General features: G+C 71.8%; 18 protein-coding genes and 1 pseudogene. 7 read left to right on the forward strand and 12 right to left on the reverse strand.

Translation table 11 applies throughout. The features are described from left to right. Window positions 1-100: 100 nt before the first annotated feature. Together ABZ406_RS30125 and ABZ406_RS30130 are read right to left on the reverse strand one after the other, a co-directional pair. Window positions 101-472 (reverse strand): barstar family protein, encoded by a 372-nt coding sequence (locus tag ABZ406_RS30125; protein ID WP_357768825.1) that lies wholly within the window; start codon window positions 470-472, stop codon window positions 101-103. Window positions 473-579: 107 nt separating this feature from the next. Further along, entirely contained in the window at window positions 580-1,029 is a 450-nt protein-coding gene (locus ABZ406_RS30130; RefSeq protein WP_357768827.1) for a ribonuclease domain-containing protein, read from the reverse strand. Between the two features lie 253 nt (window positions 1,030-1,282). Between ABZ406_RS30130 and ABZ406_RS30135 the strand changes: the two genes are divergently transcribed. Beyond that, window positions 1,283-2,116, forward strand: a complete 834-nt coding sequence (locus ABZ406_RS30135) for a hypothetical protein (RefSeq protein ID WP_357768829.1) — start codon at window positions 1,283-1,285, stop codon at window positions 2,114-2,116. Between the two features lie 158 nt (window positions 2,117-2,274). Here ABZ406_RS30135 and ABZ406_RS30140 read toward each other — a convergent pair whose 3' ends face one another. Continuing rightward, window positions 2,275-2,514 (reverse strand): winged helix-turn-helix domain-containing protein, encoded by a 240-nt coding sequence (locus tag ABZ406_RS30140; RefSeq protein ID WP_357768831.1) that lies wholly within the window; start codon window positions 2,512-2,514, stop codon window positions 2,275-2,277. Between the two features lie 366 nt (window positions 2,515-2,880). Here ABZ406_RS30140 and ABZ406_RS30145 point away from each other — a divergent pair, with 366 nt between their 5' ends. Together ABZ406_RS30145 and ABZ406_RS30150 are read left to right on the forward strand one after the other, a co-directional pair. Further along, window positions 2,881-3,120: a DivIVA domain-containing protein gene (locus tag ABZ406_RS30145; RefSeq protein WP_357768860.1), complete on the forward strand. Its 240-nt coding sequence runs from the start codon at window positions 2,881-2,883 to the stop codon at window positions 3,118-3,120. Next, complete coding sequence (locus ABZ406_RS30150; protein ID WP_357768833.1) at window positions 3,117-3,380, forward strand: hypothetical protein; 264 nt, start codon at window positions 3,117-3,119, stop codon at window positions 3,378-3,380. Before ABZ406_RS30145 ends, ABZ406_RS30150 begins: the two co-directional genes overlap by 4 nt. On the opposite strand, the gene ABZ406_RS30155 is transcribed toward ABZ406_RS30150, so the two are convergent. From ABZ406_RS30155 to ABZ406_RS30175, 5 genes and pseudogenes are all read right to left on the reverse strand, one after another. After that, window positions 3,381-4,313, reverse strand: coding sequence for an HNH endonuclease (locus tag ABZ406_RS30155; protein ID WP_357768835.1), 933 nt, complete (start codon window positions 4,311-4,313; stop codon window positions 3,381-3,383). Window positions 4,314-4,441: 128 nt separating this feature from the next. Continuing rightward, window positions 4,442-4,741: pseudogene (locus tag ABZ406_RS30160) on the reverse strand (restriction endonuclease); the annotation flags it as partial. A gap of 53 nt (window positions 4,742-4,794) precedes the next feature. Next, window positions 4,795-5,352: a hypothetical protein gene (locus ABZ406_RS30165; RefSeq protein ID WP_357768837.1), complete on the reverse strand. Its 558-nt coding sequence runs from the start codon at window positions 5,350-5,352 to the stop codon at window positions 4,795-4,797. Between the two features lie 131 nt (window positions 5,353-5,483). Next, on the reverse strand, window positions 5,484-7,109 hold the full coding sequence (locus ABZ406_RS30170) for an anibiotic ABC transporter (RefSeq protein ID WP_357768839.1): 1,626 nt from the start codon (window positions 7,107-7,109) through the stop codon (window positions 5,484-5,486). Continuing rightward, window positions 7,106-8,086: an ABC transporter ATP-binding protein gene (locus ABZ406_RS30175; protein ID WP_357768841.1), complete on the reverse strand. Its 981-nt coding sequence runs from the start codon at window positions 8,084-8,086 to the stop codon at window positions 7,106-7,108. Before ABZ406_RS30175 ends, ABZ406_RS30170 begins: the two co-directional genes overlap by 4 nt. A gap of 109 nt (window positions 8,087-8,195) precedes the next feature. Here ABZ406_RS30175 and ABZ406_RS30180 point away from each other — a divergent pair, with 109 nt between their 5' ends. Next, window positions 8,196-9,086 carry a TetR family transcriptional regulator gene (locus ABZ406_RS30180; protein ID WP_357768843.1) on the forward strand — a complete coding sequence of 297 codons (891 nt, stop codon included), beginning with the start codon at window positions 8,196-8,198 and terminating at the stop codon, window positions 9,084-9,086. 46 nt (window positions 9,087-9,132) lie between these two features. Here ABZ406_RS30180 and ABZ406_RS30185 read toward each other — a convergent pair whose 3' ends face one another. Next, window positions 9,133-10,926 carry an ABC transporter ATP-binding protein gene (locus ABZ406_RS30185; RefSeq protein WP_357768845.1) on the reverse strand — a complete coding sequence of 598 codons (1,794 nt, stop codon included), beginning with the start codon at window positions 10,924-10,926 and terminating at the stop codon, window positions 9,133-9,135. 81 nt (window positions 10,927-11,007) lie between these two features. Between ABZ406_RS30185 and ABZ406_RS30190 the strand changes: the two genes are divergently transcribed. Both ABZ406_RS30190 and ABZ406_RS30195 read left to right on the forward strand, forming a co-directional pair. After that, a complete protein-coding gene (locus ABZ406_RS30190) occupies window positions 11,008-11,439 on the forward strand; it encodes a MarR family winged helix-turn-helix transcriptional regulator (protein ID WP_357768847.1) in 432 nt (143 codons plus the stop codon). 134 nt (window positions 11,440-11,573) lie between these two features. Continuing rightward, window positions 11,574-13,358, forward strand: a complete 1,785-nt coding sequence (locus ABZ406_RS30195; RefSeq protein ID WP_357768849.1) for an N-acetylglutaminylglutamine amidotransferase — start codon at window positions 11,574-11,576, stop codon at window positions 13,356-13,358. 11 nt (window positions 13,359-13,369) lie between these two features. Here the strand turns inward: ABZ406_RS30195 and ABZ406_RS30200 are convergent, their stop codons facing one another. The 3 genes from ABZ406_RS30200 to ABZ406_RS30210 all read right to left on the reverse strand — a co-directional run bounded on the left by ABZ406_RS30200 (window position 13,370) and on the right by ABZ406_RS30210 (window position 16,139). Continuing rightward, the gene (locus ABZ406_RS30200; RefSeq protein WP_357768851.1) at window positions 13,370-14,503 is read right to left on the reverse strand and encodes a glutamate--cysteine ligase; all 1,134 of its coding nucleotides are present in this window, start codon (window positions 14,501-14,503) and stop codon (window positions 13,370-13,372) included. Between the two features lie 68 nt (window positions 14,504-14,571). Further along, a complete protein-coding gene (locus tag ABZ406_RS30205; RefSeq protein WP_357768853.1) occupies window positions 14,572-15,780 on the reverse strand; it encodes an RNA polymerase sigma factor in 1,209 nt (402 codons plus the stop codon). Window positions 15,781-15,782: 2 nt separating this feature from the next. Next, on the reverse strand, window positions 15,783-16,139 hold the full coding sequence (locus tag ABZ406_RS30210) for a YciI family protein (protein ID WP_357768856.1): 357 nt from the start codon (window positions 16,137-16,139) through the stop codon (window positions 15,783-15,785). Window positions 16,140-16,744: 605 nt separating this feature from the next. On the opposite strand from ABZ406_RS30210, the gene ABZ406_RS30215 reads away from it, so the two are divergent. Continuing rightward, window positions 16,745-18,274 (forward strand): FAD-dependent oxidoreductase (locus tag ABZ406_RS30215; protein ID WP_357768858.1); only part of this gene is annotated, 1,530 nt, incomplete at its 3' end.

An 18,274-nucleotide genomic window follows, 5' to 3' on the forward strand; every position in this document is an offset into this window, starting at 1 on the left:
CGGCTACACCGCGCCGGGCATCGCCGGGCAGATCGAGGTGCTGACCCGCGCGTACGCCTCCGCCGCCGTCGACCCGGCGACAGTGGGCTACCTCGCGCGATCACCGGCCGGAGGGTGCGGCCTCGTCGAGGACGACTCGCAGCGGGTGCGGGGCGCTGGCGACGACGTTGCCGAGCACGGTGAGCAGCAGGCCGTACTGATCGGTCGGCTCGTCAACGAGCAACTGGTCGGCGTCGGTGATCAGCAGGGTGAGCGGGCCGCTGTCGAGCCGGTCCCGGAGCACGTCGGAGAGGGCGTCCCAGGTGCTCCCCAGGTGCGCCGGCAGAGCCAGTGCGGTGGCGAGCGCGGCGAAGAAGCCGGCCCTGGTCCGCGTCGTCGCTCCGACCAGCACCACCGCGCCGGGCAGGTCGAGCCTGGCGTCTTGGCAGACCATCAGCCAATCGGGCACCCGACCCGCGTGCTCGTCAACCATCACGTTCCTCCTGATCCGACCGGAGCGGTATCTGACCGACACGCCATCCGACCGGGACGCCGCCGGAGCGGGGCCGACCGACCACGGCCGGTCGACCCCCGGGTGGGTCAGAGCCGGTAGAAGTCGGTGTAGTGGTTGGGCGAGAACCAGGTGACCCCGGTGCCGCGGTTCACCACGATCCGGTACGCGTCCCGGGCGGCGCCCTGGGTACGCGGGTAGACGTCGTACTCGTAGTAGGTGGCGTTGGTGGGCAGTTGCCCCTCGTAGTTGTAGAACTGTCCGCCGGCGAAGTTCGACTTCCCGCCGCTCCACGAGTACCAGCCTCGGCTGGTCGGGAAACCCTTGGCAGACCAGCCCGAGCGGGCGGTGCGGGCGTCCGCGCAGCGGCTCATGGTGCAGGAGCTGTAGACCGCCGCCGAGGCCGGGTCGGTCAGCCGGGGGGACACCATTGACGGGCCGACCAGCGCGGCGGCGACCATGGCGAGGAGCAGGGCGAGGGTGGTGGTACGCCGGCGGATCGCGCCGAGCGTGGCCAGCGGGGACACGAGGGTGGACACAGGCTGCCTCCAGACCATCCAATCCATTGATCCGCGTGATTGTCGGACCGGACCCAGTCTCACCGCTGCCGGTCGATGACAACACCCCTCGGCACCCGAACTGCTCCACAATGCTCGGTTAACCCCGAATGATCGTCTGTCGCGCCATTCCCGATTGTGCCGGTATGCGGTCTACTCCGTCGCGGCGTGGCGACGGGCATATCGGGCACCGGTTGTTAGCGTGAAACGCGGATCCGGGACCGTGGAGGGTGCCATGACGGACGCCCCCGACGGGAGGCCGAAGCCCGCGGACCAGTGGCGGCACCGGGGCGTACGAGCGTTGACGATCGCCCGCGACGCCGCAGTGCGCGCCTGGCGGTGGTGGGCGCGAAGCTGGGATCGACTGGTCGCCGCACTTCAGGACGAGGCGCCCGTCGGATCCGCTGCCGCGCCGTCGCCGTCCGGCCCACTCGTCGAACAGCGCGACGCACCCCGCCTGATCGCGGTCCCGGCCCGCGGTTACGTGTACTCGTTCTACGTCCGCGCCACGTTCGCCTGGTCGTCATCGGCGAGCCTGCGGTCCGAGGTGCTGAGTTGGTACGTGCAGTACTTCCAAGCCAACGCCGTCCAACGGTTGACCCGGCTCGCCGGCGACGCCGCCCGGGATCTGCCCCCGCACCGGGCCGGTGACCTGGAGGTGGCGTTGCTGCGGGCGCTTGCCGACGATCCCCTGTGGCACTACCAACGGGGCGACATCACGCTCACCTGCCGCCCCGACGCCACCGTACGCCTCGACGAACGGATCATGCCGGCGCTCCAACCGCACGTCGACCGCCTGGTCAAGCTCGAATACCAGTTCGACGAGCAGATCCGAAAGGCCCGCTATGCCGAGGAGCTGAGCCGCCAGTGGGTGACGATCCTGAGCATGCACGCCGACGACGACGCGGACCTGGCCGACGCTCGCGACCACCTGCTCACGGCGAACCGAGAAGCCGCGAGATGGATCGCCGAACTCCTGCACCGCCGAGCCGACCCCTCACCAGAATCGGCACCCGCGCCCCGAGTCCCCCAACAGACCCACACCCCTGCCCCGCCCGCTCATGAGTGACTTTCCTGCCGCGCCCGCCGGGCGGTCTGGATTCGCACAGGGCCGAGTGGCGGCTCCTCCTGGGTTCACGCCCTGCTGACGAGCCCGAGCAGCGCTCTGCCCCGGTACCGGTTCCACCTGCGGCCAGGTCCGGCTCGTTCGCGTAGCCGGCCCGCTACCTACGGCTCCCGCATCCAGGTCTTCGGGTCGGTCACGAAGACGCCCTTGCCCTGTTGCCGCCGAATCACGCGCAGCGCCTCCAGCCGGGCGTAGGCCATCTGGACGGTCCCGTGGCTGACGTCGTAGCGAGCACGCAGCTCGACGATCGAGGGCAGCTTGTCCCCCGGCCTTAACTTCTGCGACCTGACGTCGGCGATCACATCATCGGCGATGCGCCAGTAATCCGGCACTTCTCGCATGGCACTCCTCGCGTGGCAACCCGATTTGATCACACCGCGACGCGCCTAACAAGCAGCGTTGACTCATCTGACATGTCTAGCTATGTTGATTCCGGGCCGATCCTCGCGTGGCAACGAGTTCGGCTCACCCTCTGGTCGGGGCGGGTGCGTGTGCCCGTCCCGACCCTCCGGACTGCTCTGCTGCCGTACCGCCGAAATGGGCTGCGTCAGCGGAGCGGGCGGGTCGCCCGCGGCCCCCGAGCGGACGGCCCGCCCTTCCAGACCCACCAAAAGGACCTTTCGCGCTCCCGCCTGCGCTCAGAGAGGATCGTCGTGGCTCAGGTGTATCGAGGTGGCCAGCCCTACCCCGCCGGCTACCCGGGCCGGTTGACGCCGCACGAGGTGCGGACCCGCGAGTTCGCCGCGTGCCGGCGCGGCGTCGACCCCGACGAGGTACGCGAGTTCCAGGCCCGGGTCAGCGACGAGCTGGCCATGCTCAACGAGACGGTACGGCTGCTCAGCCAGGAGAACGACCGGATCAAACGGGCACTGCGTGACTGGCAGAGCATGCACGCGCGGGAGTGTCGGCCGACGCACGAACAGCGCGGCAACTCCGGCCACTGGTGACCGCGCGCCCCTCCCCCGGCGACCTGCTGATCATCGACGGCCGAGCCTCGGTGCAGTTCGCCGGGGACCGCGCGCTGACCTTCCGCGTCGTGTCAGCCTGCGATCGACCGACGTACGAGGGTTGGGTCTGGTTGACCGGCTACGTCATCAACCGCCGAGGCGACGCGACCGCCAGACGGGAGATCTTCGTCCAACGTGCCGGCCTGACAGCGGCCGGGTCGCCAACAGCCCGGGCCGCGCTTGGCACGGGCAAGGCTTGATCAAGCCGCCTTGTAGACGGTGTCCAGGTGCCATTCGAGGAATTCAGCGCGCGGCCGGTCGCTGCGTCGTTCTGGCAAAGCGATCTGCTCACCCGCCTTCGCGTAGAACTGGTCACCGTTACCGAACTCGCTGCGGAGCCGCGGACTGACCACAAGACGATGCTTCGGATCGACACCGAGGTAGCCACGGTCGAAGAGGATGTGCACGTCGGACTTGAGCAACAACCCGTTGTCCAGCCGATGCTCGCCGCCCAAGGGAAGCGGACGGATGTGCGCGGCCTGCAGCACGGGCTGAACCCTGTTGCCGGTGATCGCGCAACGCCGGCCGTAGGCTCCAAGGACCACTGCCTTGAACGACTGCTGCCCGAGCCGTTGAGGCACCAGTCGGGGGTCTCCGTAGACGGGTCCGGGACGATGCCAGGGGCCAGTGAGGTCAACCGCAGCCGTCGTTCCGATCAGACGGTGGATCAGCAGATCGAAGTACGCTGCGGCATCGACGTCGGCCAGGTTGTAGGTCTTGCCCTGTACGACGTTCGACGCGAACCCTGGCGGTGGACCGACTGTCGACTCGTTGGGAAAGAACGTCACGTCACGGACGAAGATGCAGCCGATGACGGGGTCCTCCCCTGCACCGATCGCCTGCTTCCGGTAGCGGCCGACACTGCGGCGCATCTCTTCGATACTCGAAGCGCCATTGGCCTCACCGAAGAGCTCCCACGCCTCGGAGATTCGCAACTGCGTGAAGCCGCTGAAAAAGCCACCGCCCACCACCCGGTTCAGCGGGAAGTGCGCCTTGAACAGGAAGGGTTCGCCGGGAGTGAGGGCCCGAAATGTTCCGCCGGAGGGCCGCCAGAAGTTCACCTCGTTGAGCGCGGGACGCTCCGCAAGGAAGCGGTACCACCTTTCGTCAGTCACCCCCACGAAGGCCTTCACGAGGATCAGCGTGGCTCAGAGATGATCTAAAAGCCACCATCTGATCGGTCATTGCTGCGGCAGCAGCGTCAGAAGCCTGCCCACGAGGCCGAAGCCAGTGCGCGCAGAGGGCCGCCACGGCTTCCGCGTCAGTGCGAACTGGCTCCCACGATGGACCCCGTCACGGGCCGTCCCGTCCACGCCCACATCTCCAGTGCGCTCCGGTCGACGAGTGTGATGTCGAGCTGCCGGGCCAACTGGATGCCGTCGCCCGCGGTGAAGTAGCTGTTCGTGACGAACATGCAGATCTCCCCACCGTGGATGTCACGGCAGGTGCCGGCGAAGCGCTGGATGGCGGCGCTGCCCACCCGGTTGCTAACACTCTGCCGCTTGCACTGCACGACGACGCGCTGGCCGTCGGGGGCGATCGCCAGGACGTCTGCTCCCCGGTCGCCAGGGCCGCCGCATCAGGACACCCCCGCCCCGGTCGGGCCGTCGGCACCTAGGGCGTCGCGGTGGACCTGTCGACCAATGCCTGCCGCAGCGTCGCGGACTGCTCCACCGAACCCCCGCGCACCCCGAGACTGAGCCGGGCCGCCCGGTAGTACCCGTCGCGGGCCTCGTCGACGTGGCTCAGCATCTCCACGACGTCCGGCGGCGCCTCGACGATTCCCCGGGCGAGCCGCTCGACCTGCCAGATGGCGTCCCGCCAGTTGGCGGCGGCGACAACAGTCGGCTGATCGCCGAGCAGCAGCAGGTTCTCCCAGACGATCGTGCGCCGCGCGTCCGCCTCGGCGAGCCGGGCGAGCCCCTCCTCGCGGTCGATGGGGTGGCTCCGCGAACCGGGCCGGTGGTCGGCCGTCAGGCGCAGCGCCACCGCGTGACTCTCCTTGAGGGCGTGCGCGTAGTCGACGTACGCGTCGAGCCGCCGCTCGTCCCAGCGGACGCTCTGGCTGCGCCGCCACCGGGCACGGTCGGCGAGGGAGGTGGCGAGGATCGTGCCCAGGGTGCCAACCAGGACGCCGAGGAGGGCCGGAAGCTGCGTCAGGAGGTCGCTCACGGGGTCGAGGCTGCCAGCCCCGGGCAACCCCGCCACGCCTCAGGTTCGGGGGTCGCCAGGATGGCGAGGGTCTCCCGGCGTGTCGAGTCACTCCGCTGCCAACGATCATCGCAACGATCGAACGGCGCGGCTCAGGACGGGACGTCTCGGTGGCGGAAGGCCGCCACGCCGACCACCAGGAGCAGCGCGGCCACCGCCGCCAGCACCACCAGGGGGAGCGCCGCCGGGTCGACAGCGGGCACGGCCGGCACATGGGTGTACGGCGAGACGTTGAGCGCGGCCTGGGGCAGGTCCAGCACCGCGCCGAGTTGCCCGAGCAGCAGGAAGATCAGCAGGGCCGTCCAGGACAGCACCACCGACAGGCGGGGCAGCAGCCCGAAGATCGCGGTCACCACCCCGGCCACCACGAGCAGGGCGGGCAGGCGCAGCAGCGCGGCACCGCCCAACTCGACGGCCTGACCGAGCGGGTCTCCGGTGACGATGCCGTAGCCGAGACCGGTGGTCACGCCGGCGAGGAGCAGCAGGGCGAGGGCGCCGAGCGTCGCGGCGAGCACCTGGGTGCCGAGCCAGCGGGTACGGCTGACCGCCGTGGCGAGGGCCGCCTCCAACACCCCGTCGGCTTCGTCGCCGCGTACGCGCAGCAGGGCCTGCACGACGTACGCGCCGATGGTCAGGGCGAAGAGGGCGAGCATCGCGGCCAGGTACGCGTTGATCAGGTCGGCACCGCCACCCATCGCGTTGATCGCTTCGGCGGCGGCCGGATTCGCGTCGATCATGTCGTTGAACTCGTCGGCGGCGACGCCCATGGAGAGGCCGAGCACGGCCACCCCGACCGCCCAGCCGAGCAGCGTGCCGCGCTGCATCCGCCAGGCCAGGCCGGTGGGGCTGAGCAGCCGGGGCGCGCCGGTCGCCGGGCCGCGTCGGGGGGCGATCAGCCCGGCGCCGAGGTCACGTCGCTCGGCGAGGGCGTACGCCAGTGCCACCCCGGCGAGCAGCAGCGCGACGGGCAGGGCGAGGACCCACCAGCGTTCACCGTCGAAGGCTCGTACCTGGTTGCCCCAGCCGAGCGGGGAGATCCACGATGGCCAGGCGCTGCGTACCCGGGTGCCGTCGGCGCTCTGGTCGCCGAGCACGTCTCCGGCGGCGCGCAGCACGAAGGAGAGCCCGACGGTGGCGGCGGCGAGCGCGTTGGCGCCGCGTGCGGTGACGGAGAGCTGGGCGGTGACGGCGGCGATCGCGGTGAAGGCGACACCGACGCCGCCGATCGCGGCCGCTGCCGCGACGGAGCCGGCGAGCGGTAGACCGGCGCCGGCGAACGCGACAGCGAGCAGGGCGGCGGCCAGGGCGTTCGCCGCGACGATGACGAGCAACGCGGCGGTGAGCGGCGCGTACCTGCCGACGACGTTGGCCCCGAGCAGTTCGGCGCGGCCGGTCTCCTCGTTCTGTCGGGTGTGCCGGGTCACCGCGAAGGTGCTCAGCAACGCGACGATCAGGGCCAGTGTCACGTACGTCTCGGCGACCACCACGGCACCGAGGTCGGTGCCGTGGATCGGGCCGTTGAAGGCGCGGGCGACCAGGCTGGACGCCGACGTGGTGGCGTAGCCCAGCCGGGCGTCCTGGTCGGGGTAGACGCCGGAGACGCTTCCGGCGAGGGCGTAGCCGAGCAGGGGCGTGCCGAGGACCCAGACGGCGAGGCGGATCCGGTCCCGGCGCAGCACGAGCCGGGCCAGCAGGGCGGTGCCGGTGAGGGCGCTCATCGGGCACCCCCCTGCGAGGCGTCAGCCTGCGCATCGGTGCCCGAGCCGCCAGCGGCGGGAGCGCCAGCGGCAGAGGCGCCCGCGCCAACGGCGGCGGGGTCGTCGCCGTAGTGACGCAGGAACAGCTGCTCCAGGGTCGGCGGCGTGCTGGTCAGCGCGCGGACGCCGAAGCGGATGAGGTGGCCGAGCAGCTCGTCGAGGTGGGCGGGGTCGACCTCCAGGTGGGTACGGCCGTCGACGAGGTGCACGTTGTGCACGCCGGGCAGCGCGTCCAGGCCGGTGACCGGGCTCGCGGTCTCGACGGTCACCGACGTGCGGGTGAGGTGGCGCAGCTCGGCGAGGGTGCCGGTTTCGACGGTGCGGCCCTCGCGGATGATGCTCACCCGATCGCAGAGCGCCTCGACCTCGGCGAGCACGTGGCTGGAGAGCAGAACCGTGGCGCCGGCCTGCTTGATCCGCCGGACCTCGTCCTGGAACACCGCCTCCATGAGGGGGTCGAGGCCGGAGGTCGGCTCGTCGAGCACGTACAGCTCCACCGGGGACGAGAAGGCGGCGACGATGGCGATCTTCTGCCGGTTGCCCTTCGAGTACGTGCGGCAGCGGCGGGTCGGGTCGAGGTCGAAGCGGTGCAGCAACTCGTCGCGGCGACGCCGGTCGAGGCCGCCGCGTAGCTGACCGAGCAGGTCGATGGCCTCCCCACCGGTGAGGTTGGGCCAGAGGTTGACGTCTCCCGGCACGTACGCGAGTCGCCGGTGCAGGCGTACCGCGTCGCGCCACGGGTCGCCGCCGAGCACCTGGGTGTCACCGGAGTCGCGGCGGAGCAGCCCGAGCAGGATGCGGATGGTGGTGGACTTTCCGGAGCCGTTGGGCCCGAGGAAGCCGTGCACCTCCCCCTGCTCGACGCGCAGGTCCAGCCCGTCGAGTGCGCGGACGGATCCGAACGTCTTGACCAGGTTGCCGATCGAGATGACGGGCATCGCCCCTCCTGCGGTTGAATGCGTCGACAGTCACCACTGTACTGACCATCGGTCAGTCGAATCAACGGTGACGGTGCCCACTGGTCAGGACGTCGCTAGGCTGGCCGGCATGACCGCCGATCCCGCGGACGACACCCGCACCCGGATCCTGCGCGCCGCGCTCGACCTGTTCGCCGAACACGGCTACCAGCGCACCTCGCTGCGTCAGATCGGCGAGCGGCTGCGACTGACCAAGACCGCGATCCTGTACCACTTCCCGGCCAAGGAGCATCTGCTCGCCGCCCTGGTCGAGCCCTTGGTGTCGGACCTGGAGGCACTGCTCGACTCGGCGCGGAACCAGCCCACCGAGCAGGCCCGATGGACGGTGGTGGAGGGCTGGGTGGACATCATGCTCGCCCATCGCCGCCCGCTGGGCATGCTCTTCCACGACATCGCGCTGGTCGGCCGGGGCGACACGTACCACCGGCTCATGGAGGTCGCGATGCGGGCCAACGACCTCATCGCCGGGCCGGACGCGGGCCGGCGCGAGCGAGTCGCCGCGGTCCAGGCGTTGGGCGCGTGCAGCGACCCGATCGTCTTCTTCACCGACGTGTCCGACGAGGTGCTGCGGGCCGACATGCTCGACGGCGTACGCCGGCTGCTGGCCCCGCTGCCCGCTGACGCGGCACCCGGGCCGCAGGCCGACACGACAGCCGGGGCGCGCACGGACCTCGCGGCCGGGTCACGCGCGGCCACGACGGTCCCGGCGCCGGCCCACGAGACCCCGGCGCACGCGACCGCGGGGGGCACGAGCGGGAGCCCGGCGACGCCAACGGGCCCGGCCGGCGGTGCCGGTGCGGCGAGCCGGCGTCGGCGGCCGGGACGACCGTCCGCGCTGGACCGGGAGCAGGTCGAGGCGGCCCGGCGGATGCACGCGGCGGGCACCCACTCGGTGGACGCCATCGCCGCCAAGCTGGGCGTCTCGCGGGCCACCGTCTACCGCCACCTCACCGCACCATAATGAGACAGTTTCAATATTGTTTTGCGACGGTTGTGAGCCCGAACGCTCAGGCCGCCAGGGTGGCGTAGCGGCCGTTGCGGTCCAGCAGGCTGTCGTGGGTGCCGGCCTCCACGATCCGACCGTGGTCGAGCACCGCGATCTGGTCGGCGTCGCGCACCGTGGAGAGCCGGTGCGCGATGGTGATCGTGGTGCGGCCCTGGGCGAGCACGTCGAACGCCCGCTGCACGGCGCGTTCGGTCTCCGTGTCCAGCGCGCTGGTGGCCTCGTCGAGGACCAGGATGCGCGGGTCGCGCAGCAGCGTGCGGGCGATGGCGAGGCGCTGCTTCTCACCGCCGGAGAACCGGTGGCCGCGCGAGCCGACAGCGGTGTCGTACCCGTCGGGCAGCTCGGCGATCAGGTCATGGATCTGGGCGGCGCGGGCGGCGTCCTCGATCTCGGTGTCGGTGGCGTCCGGACGGGCGTAGCGCAGGTTCTCCCGCACGGAGGTGTGCAGCAGGTACGTCTCCTGGCTGACCACGCCGACGATCGCGGCCAGGTCGGCCAGGCGCAGGTCGCGCAGGTCGACGCCGTCGACGGTGATCCGGCCGGCGGTCGGGTCGTGCAGCCGGCTGACCAGACCGGCGAGGGTGCTCTTGCCGGAGCCGGTCTCGCCGACCAGGGCGAGACTGGTGCCGGCCGGCACGTCGAGGCTGATCCCGACGAGGGCGGCGGTGTCGCTGCCCGGGTAGCCGAAGGTGACGTCCTCCAGGCGGAGATGGCCCTGCACGCGGGAGGGGTCGAGCCGGACCGGCTCGGCGGGGTCGGCCACGTCGACGGGCAGGTCGAGGTATTCGAAGATCCGGGCGAAGAGCGCCAGCGACGCGGTGAGCGAGACGCCCACGTTGAGCAGCCCCATCAGCGGCCGGAACAGGCCGCCCTGCAGGGCCGTGAAGGCGACCAGGGTGCCGATGCTCAGGGTGCCGGCGGTGCCGGGCAGCCCGGCGGCGAGGTAGATGACCGCCGGTACGGCGGCGAAGATGATGCTCATCGAGGCCATCCGCCAGCGACCGGCCAGCTCACTGCGCAGCTCCAGGTCGACCAGGCGGGCCGAGGAGGCGGTGAACCTGTCGATGAGCGCCGGGCCGGTGCCGAGGGTCTTGGCCAGCTGCACGCCGCTGATCGAGAGCCCTTCCTCGACTGTGACGTTGAGGTCGGCGAGTTCGCGTTGCCGCTCGGCGGTGATCTCGCGGCGCATCCGGGCGACCCGACGGGTCAGCCAGATGGCCGGCGGCAGCACCACGAGCGAGACCAGGGAGAGCTGCCAGGAGAGCGCGACCATGGCGACGGCGGTGGCGACCACAGTGGTGAGGTTGGCGGCGACGGCGGTGGCGGTGGACGTGACCACCGACTGCATGCCGCCGATGTCGTTAGTGATGCGGGACTGCACCTCGCCGGTGCGGGTGCGGGTGAAGAAGCCGAGCGACTGGCGCTGGAGGTGAATGAAGACGTCCGTACGCAGCCGGTGCATGACCCGCTGGCCGACCTGGGTGGAGATCCAGGTCTGCACGACGCCGAGGGCGGAGGTGACAGCCGCGACGGCGACCATGCCGAGGACGAGCCAGACCAGCAGCGTCACGTCGGCCTGCGGCAGGGCCCGGTCGATCACGGCGCGCAGCAGGAACGGGGAAGCCATCGCGATGATCGAGGAGAGCACGATGATCGCGGTGACGGCGGCCAGCGCGGGACGGTGGGGGGTGAACAGGCGACCGATGCGGCGCAGCGACACCTGACGGGCCTGCGTCTTCTCTTCGGCGCTGACGGTGCGGTGGCCGCGGTCGCGGCCCTTCGGGGTGGGTTCCAAGGGTTGCTGCCTCTCGTCGGAAACATTGCTGAGGTTACCTCATCATGAGGGAGCAACCACATATCCTGCTACCGTATTCCGGTGACAGAGCACACCGTCGACAGCGCCGACGACGAGAGCCTGGCGGAGACGTTCTGGGCCGTGGCGTCCCGTTTGCGCCGGCAGACCCGGGACTCACTGGCGCCCTGGGACGTCACCCCCAGCCAGTCCCGGGCCCTCGGGGTGCTGGCCCGGCACGGCGAGGTACGCCCCGGCACCCTCGCCGAACACCTGCGCATCGCGCCGCGCTCGGCGACCGAGGTCGTCGACGACCTCCAGACGCGTGGGCTGGTCGAGCGCCGACCCGACCCGGCCGATCGCCGGGCGACACTCGTCGCGCTCACCGACGAGGGCGACCGCGTCAGCACCGCCATCCGCACCGCGCGCCGGGCCGAGGCCGACCGCTTCTTCGGCCACCTCGACGACGCCGACCGTGCCGAGTTGGCCCGCATCCTGCGCACCCTGCGTACCTGAGACCTGCGGGTTTGCCCGCCCCGCACCCGGGTAACCCGCGCCCCCGTTCGCACGGCGGGGCCCCGCCACCACCAGTCGGGGAGACGCCACAGGAGGACGCGCATGTCTGCCCTGACCCACCACCACCCCGCCTGATGTGCGGGATCAGCGGGGAGGCACGGTTCGACGGTCGCTCGCCCGACAAGGCGGCGGTCACCCGGATGACCGAGGCGATGCGCTCACGCGGCCCGGACGACGAGGGACTGTTCGCCGACGGTTGGGTCACCCTGGGGCACCGTCGGCTGACCATCATCGACCTGTCCGAGGCGGGCGGGCAGCCGATGGTCCGCGACGATCTGGGCTTGGCGCTGGTCTTCAACGGCTGCATCTACAACTACCCGGAGTTGCGTGAGGAGTTGCGCCGGGCCGGATACACCTTCCACTCCACCAGCGACACCGAGGTGATCCTGGTGGCGTACGCGCACTGGGGTGAACGGTTCGTCGACCACCTGGTCGGCATGTTCGCGATCGGGCTTGTCGACCGGGCCCGGCGGCGGCTGATCCTGGCCCGCGACCGACTCGGCATCAAACCGCTCTACCTCGCCGAGACACCGGGGCGGCTCCGGTTCGCCTCCACGCTGCCCGCTCTGCTGGCCGCCGGTGAGGTCGACACCGGCATCGACCCCGTCGCGCTGCACCACTACCTGTCCTGGCACTCCATCGTGCCCGCCCCACGGACCGTTCTGCGCGGTGTGCGCAAGCTGCCGCCGGCCACCCTGCGGGTGATCGAGGCGGACGGGCGCAGCCGCGAGGAGGTCTACTGGCGACCCGACTACGTGCGGGAACCCGCGGACGGGAAGATGGACGCCGCCGACTGGCGGGAAGCGATCGGTGACGCGTTACGCGCGGCGGTACGCCGACGCCTTGTCGCCGACGTGCCGGTCGGGGTGCTGCTCTCCGGTGGACTCGACTCCAGCCTCATCGTGGCGCTGCTCGCCGAGGCCGGCCAGCAACACCTGCGCACGTTCAGCATCGGCTTCGACAGCCGCGACGGCGAGTCCGGCGACGAGTTCCACTACTCCGATCTGGTGGCCCGGGCGTACGACACCGACCACCATCGGATCCGGCTGGCCGACGACGACCTGGTGCCCGCCGTCCGTCAGGCCGTGCTGGCGATGACCGAGCCGATGGGCAGCCACGACGTGGTCGCCTTTCACCTGCTCTCCGAGCAGGTGGCGCAACACGTGAAGGTGGCCCAGTCGGGGCAGGGCGCCGACGAGGTGTTCGCCGGCTACGGCTACCACCAGCCGCTCGTCGAGGCGCCCCGGCACGGCGCCGCCGAGACGTTCGCCGCCGCGTTCTTCGACCGCGGCCACGACGAGTTGCGCAGTATCGTCGGACCGGCGTACGCGCTGGAGCACGACGCCAGCCGGGACCTGCTCACCGGGCACCTGGCCGCGCCCGGGGCGCAGACCGCGCTGGACGCGGTGCTGCGCCTGGACACCCACCTGATGCTCCCCGACGACCCGGTCAAGCGGGTGGACAGCATGAGCATGGCGTGGGGTCTGGAGGTGCGCACGCCCTTCCTCGACCAGGACCTGGTCACCCTGGCCGCGCACTGCCCGCCGGAGCACAAGGTCGCCCAGGGTGGCAAGGGCGTGCTCAAGGAGGTCGCCCGGGAGGTGTTGCCCACCGAGGTGATCGACCGGCCCAAGGGGTACTTCCCGGTGCCGGCGCTGCGCAACGTGGACGGTCCGGTGCGCGAGTTGGTCGCCGAGGCGTTGCAGGCGCCGGCCGCGCGCGAGCGAGGGCTGTTCCGCCCCGAGTACGTGGCACATCTGCTCGCCGAGCCGGACCGGGCGGAGGCGGCGGCCGGCAGCAACAAGCTGTGGCAGCTCGGCCTGCTGGAGCTGTGGCTGCAGACCCACGACATCCGCTGAAACGCGCCCGGTCAGACCGCCGCCGTGCGGGCGACCAGGTCGTCGAGGACCGCGCCCAGGTCGCCGGCATGCTCCAGCACCTGTCGCTGCCGGGCGGCACCGGTGCCGTCGCGGCGCAGCCGGGCCAGCTGCGCCAACACGTACCCGAGGTCGCCGTGGCGTAGCAGGGCCGGTGCGGTCACCGCCATCAGGTCGTCCACGAGCGCCCAGGCGGGCCGGGTGCCACCGCCACGCAGGTCGATGAGCTCGCCGTCGAGGCCGTCGTGGGCGGCCCGCCAGTGCGCGGCGGCGACCAGGCAGTCCCGGACATCCGGAGCGGTAACCCCGGCGCGTACGTCGTCGGCGAGGGTCGCCACGAGAGACCGGACCAGTGCGGCGACGAGCACCGCGTCGTCCACTTCGGTGCAGACGTCACCGACCCGCACCTCCACCGTCGGATAGGTCGGCGACGGTCGGGCGTACCAGTAGACCATCGACGCGTCGAGCATGATGCCGGCGGCGATCAGCTGGTCGACGGTGTGGTCGTAGTCGGCGACGGAGTCGAAGTAGGGCGTCGGTCCGATGCTGGGCCAGCGTTCCAGCTGCATCGAGCGCCAGCTGGCGTGCCCGGTGTCGTACCCGTCGTGCAGCGGCGAGTTGGTGGTGATCGCCTGGATGACCGGCAGCCACACCCGCAGGTGGTTGCAGACCTGCACGGCCAGTTCCCGGTCGGCTAGTCCGACGTGCACGTGGCAGCCGCACACCGCCGGGTCGTGGGCCACCGGCCCGTACCGGCGGGACATCGCGTGGTATCGCGGTTCGTCGGGAACCGTCCGGTGCGGTTCGGCCACCGGGGTGGCGCCGACCGCCACCAGCCGGGCCCCGGCCGCCGTGGCGGCCTCGGCGGCGGAGCGGCGCAGCGACACCAGGTGCGCGCGCAGTTCGGTGAGGTCGGCGCAGACCGGGGTGACCATCTCCACCATGCTGTGCCGGAACTCCTGGCGGCTCTGGTCCCGGGCATGGCCGTGCAGCGCGGCGAGCACCTGGTCGGCGACCGGCAGGTTCCGCCCGCTGTCCGGGTCGAGCAGCAGGTACTCCTCCTCCACCCCCAGGGTGAGGGTGGACAGGTCGGGTGCGGTGTCGACGGCGCTCGGACGGTACGCCACGGGCCCTCCCCTCCCCTGCTGCGGCAGGTGCCCCGCGTTCCCGGCCGCCCCTGCCGCAAACGCCACACTCAGGGCGTCGCCAGGGCCGTCGCGCGGGCGGTGAGAAAGGCCCGTTCGGCCGCGTTGTCCGTCAGGGCGACAGCCGTCCGGTACGCCTCGACGGCCTCCCCGCCCCGGCCGAGCCGAGCCAGCAGGTCGGCGCGGACCACGTGGTAGACGTGGTAGCCGGCCAGGTCGAGGCGGTCCACAGCGGTCAGCGCCACCGCCGGGTCGGACACCTCGGCGAGCGCGACGGCCCGGTTCAGCGCCACCACCGGGCTGGGGGCGACCACCGTCAACTGGTCGTACAGCTGAAGGATCTGCGCCCAGTCGGTGTCGGCGGCGCGGCGCGCGGCGCTGTGCACGGCGGCGATCGCGGCCTGGATCTGGTACGGGCCGGGCCGGCCGCGGCGCAGGCAGCGGCGCACCAGCGCCTGCCCCTCGGTGATCAGCTCGGCGTCCCACCGGGACCGGTCCTGGCTGGGCAGCGCCACCAGCTCACCCTCGGCGTTGGTCCGGGCGTTACGGCGCGACTCGGTGAGCAGCATCAACGCGAGCAGACCGAGCGCCTCCGGCTCGTCGGGCAGAAGCTCGACGAGCAGCCGGGTCAGCCGGATCGCCTCGACGCACAGCTCGGCGCGGACCAGCTGTCGTCCGGTGCTGGCCGTGTACCCCTCGTTGAAGATCAGGTAGAGCACCGCGAGCACCGCGTGCAGCCGGTCGGGGAGGTCGGCGTCGCGCGGCACCCGGTACGGGATCCGGGCGTTGCGGATCTTTGACTTGGCACGGACCAGCCGCTGCGCCATGGTCGGCTCGGGCACCAGGAAGGCCCTGGCGATCTCGGCGGTGCTCAGCCCGCCGAGCAGCCGCAGGGTCAGGGCGACCCGGGCCGCCGGGGCGAGCGCCGGATGGCAACAGGTGAAGATCAGCCGAAGCTGGTCGTCGCGCACCGGTCCCTCCTCCGCTGGTGGGTCGGCGGCGTACAGCACTGCCGCCTGGGCGTGCCTGTCGACCCGGGACGCGTCACGGCGCAGCCGGTCGATGGCCCGGTTCCGGGCCGTGGTGATGATCCAGCCGGCCGGACTGGGCGGCGGGCCGGTCGTCGGCCAGCGAGCCACCGCGACGACGAAAGCGTCCTGCACGGCCTCCTCGGCGAGGTCGATGTCGCCGAGGAGGCGAACCAGGACGGCGACCGCTCGGCCGTATTCCGCGCGGAACACCGCCTCCACGTCGGACACGATCAGTCGCCGGCCCCACCGTAGAAGGGGCGCACCTCGATCGGCAGGGTGGTGGCCAACGCGTACCGGCGGCCCCAGTCCAGGGCGGCGTCCAGGTCCGGCACGTCGATGATGGTGATGCCGCCCAGGTACTCCTTGCTCTCCGCGAACGGGCCGTCGGTGACCAGAACGTCGCCGTCGCGGGCCCGCAGTACGGTGGCGGTCTCCGGGCCGTGCAGCCCCTGGCCGAAGACCCACGACCCGGTGGACGCCAACTCCTCGCGCAACTCGCCGAGCTGACGCATCACATCGGCCAGGAACTCCGGCTCCGGCGGCAGCTCGCCCTGCGGTTGGTGAAGGCTGAGCAGGTACAACGTCATGGGTCCTCCTCGTCGGGCGGCCGGTCTCTCACCGACCTCTCATCCTCCATACGATCGACCACCGCCCAGATCGACGGGTCGGCAGGAAGTTTCTCGGCGGCGGGTCCGGCTCCGCTGCTGACGCCTCGTCCGTGGCCGGCCCGCCCGGGTGGTGACACCCCCTCTGCCCGGCACGCGCAAACAGGACGCTCCTTCGCGCGGCCGGCCCTGACCCGGTGGTGACGTCTCCTTTGCTCTGCACCCGCGGAGGCGCCGGTCCTCTGCCCGACATCGTTCCCGGCACTATCGCGGTCCTCATGCCGATGTAGTGGCCTCGTCAACGCGCCGATGCCACCACAACCCGAATATGGCGCGGTCTTGAAGGCGGAACGTCGCACCGAAGGCATTGCGGGGCCGTTACGGGCAGACGAGCGTCGGCCCAACCTCAGGCCGACCATGACCCACTCGCGTTCACGGAAGTCGTGCTTTCCACCTCGCTCGAACACCGCGTTTTCCAGGAAACCGAGTCGATCACGCCCCGGACACGACCACCGAGCGCGGTGGCCTGTGGCGCACGGTGCCACCACTGGCGCCACGGTGGGCACGCCGGGGTGGCGCCTCCGCGGGTGCAGAGCAAAGGACGAAGGGCCGGGGTACGGTCCACCGCCACCGCCACCGCCACCGCCACCGCCACCGCCACCGCCACCGCCACCGCCACCGCCACCATCGCCACCGCCGTCGCGGTCGCGGTCGCCTGGTCGACCTGCCCGCCACCCGCGACGGTGAGCGGTCGGAGCAGGTTGTCATGCCCGCGACGGTTGTGGGTAGACGGCGATGTGGTCGACGGCTTGCGGGTGGTCGTGGTCGGCGCCGGCTTCTCCGGACTCGCCGCCGCGCTGGCGCTCAGCCGCGCCGGCGCCCAGGTGCGGGTGCTGGAGGCCCGCGACCGGGTGGGCGGTCGGGTGCTGACCCGGTGGCTGCCCGAGCTCACCCAGCTCGACCTGGGGGCGCAGTGGATCGGCCCGACCCAGGACCGGATGTACGCGCTGGTCGCCGAGCACGGACTGGCCACCTTCGCCTCGGCCTCCGTCGGCGCGCCCACAGTGCTCTGGGCCGGTGAGCCCCGGGCCGAACCGCCGGCTCAGGTGGGCCGGGTGCTCGGCCTGCTCGACGAGTACGCCGCACGGCTGGACCCGGCCGCGCCCTGGTCGACGCCGGAGGCCGAGGGGTGGGACCGCACGACCGTCGGCGGGTGGCTCGCCACCACGGCCGGGGACGACGATACGGCCGACTACCTGGGGCGCTTGCTCGCCGGCGGGCTGCTGGCCACCGGCGCGGGTGAGCTGTCGCTGTTGCACCTGCTCTTCTACCTGCGCAGCGCCGGCGGGACAGGGTCGTTGCTGGGGATGGCCGGCGGCGCGCAGCAGGACCGGATCGTGGGCGGACCACCGGCGCTGGCCGAGCGGATGGCGACCGCACTGCCCCCGGGAGCGTTGACACTTGCCGCACCGGTGCGGGCCATTCAGCAGACCGTCGATTGCGCGACGGCGTGGACCGACACCGGGCGCGTCGACGGCGATGCCGTGGTGGTCGCGCTGGCCCCGGCGCTGGCCGGCCGGATCCGGTACGACCCGCCGCTGTCTCCGCTGCGGGACGGGCTCACCCAGCGGATGCCGATGGGTTCGGCGCTGAAGGTGCACGCCGTCTACCCGGAGCCGTTCTGGCGTGCCGACGGGCGGTCCGGGGTGGCGACCAGCAGCGCCGGTCCGCTCACCGAAACGGTCGACAACTCCACCCCGACCTCGCCGCTCGGGGTGCTGAGCGGCTTCAGCTACTCCACCGACGCCGCCGCGCTGCGCGGCATGTCCCCCGCGCGGCGGCGGCAGTGCCTGCTGGAGGCGTTCGCCGACGTGGTCGGGCCACGCGCCGAGGACCCGCTGGACCTCGTCGAGTACGACTGGTCGGCCGACGAGTGGACCCGGGGATGCTTCTCCGGTGCGTTGACACCGGGCACCTGGCGCACGTACGGCCCGCACCTGCGGGCGCCGGTGGGGCGGGTGTTCTGGGCGGGCACGGAGACGGCCACCCGCTGGAGTGGCTACCTGGAAGGTGCGGTGCGAGCCGGTGAGCGGGCGGCGGCCGAGGTGCTGGCCGCC

Origin of the sequence: Micromonospora sp. NPDC005710 (assembly GCF_040630995.1) — a bacterium.
Classification (GTDB): Bacteria; Actinomycetota; Actinomycetes; order Mycobacteriales; family Micromonosporaceae; genus Micromonospora.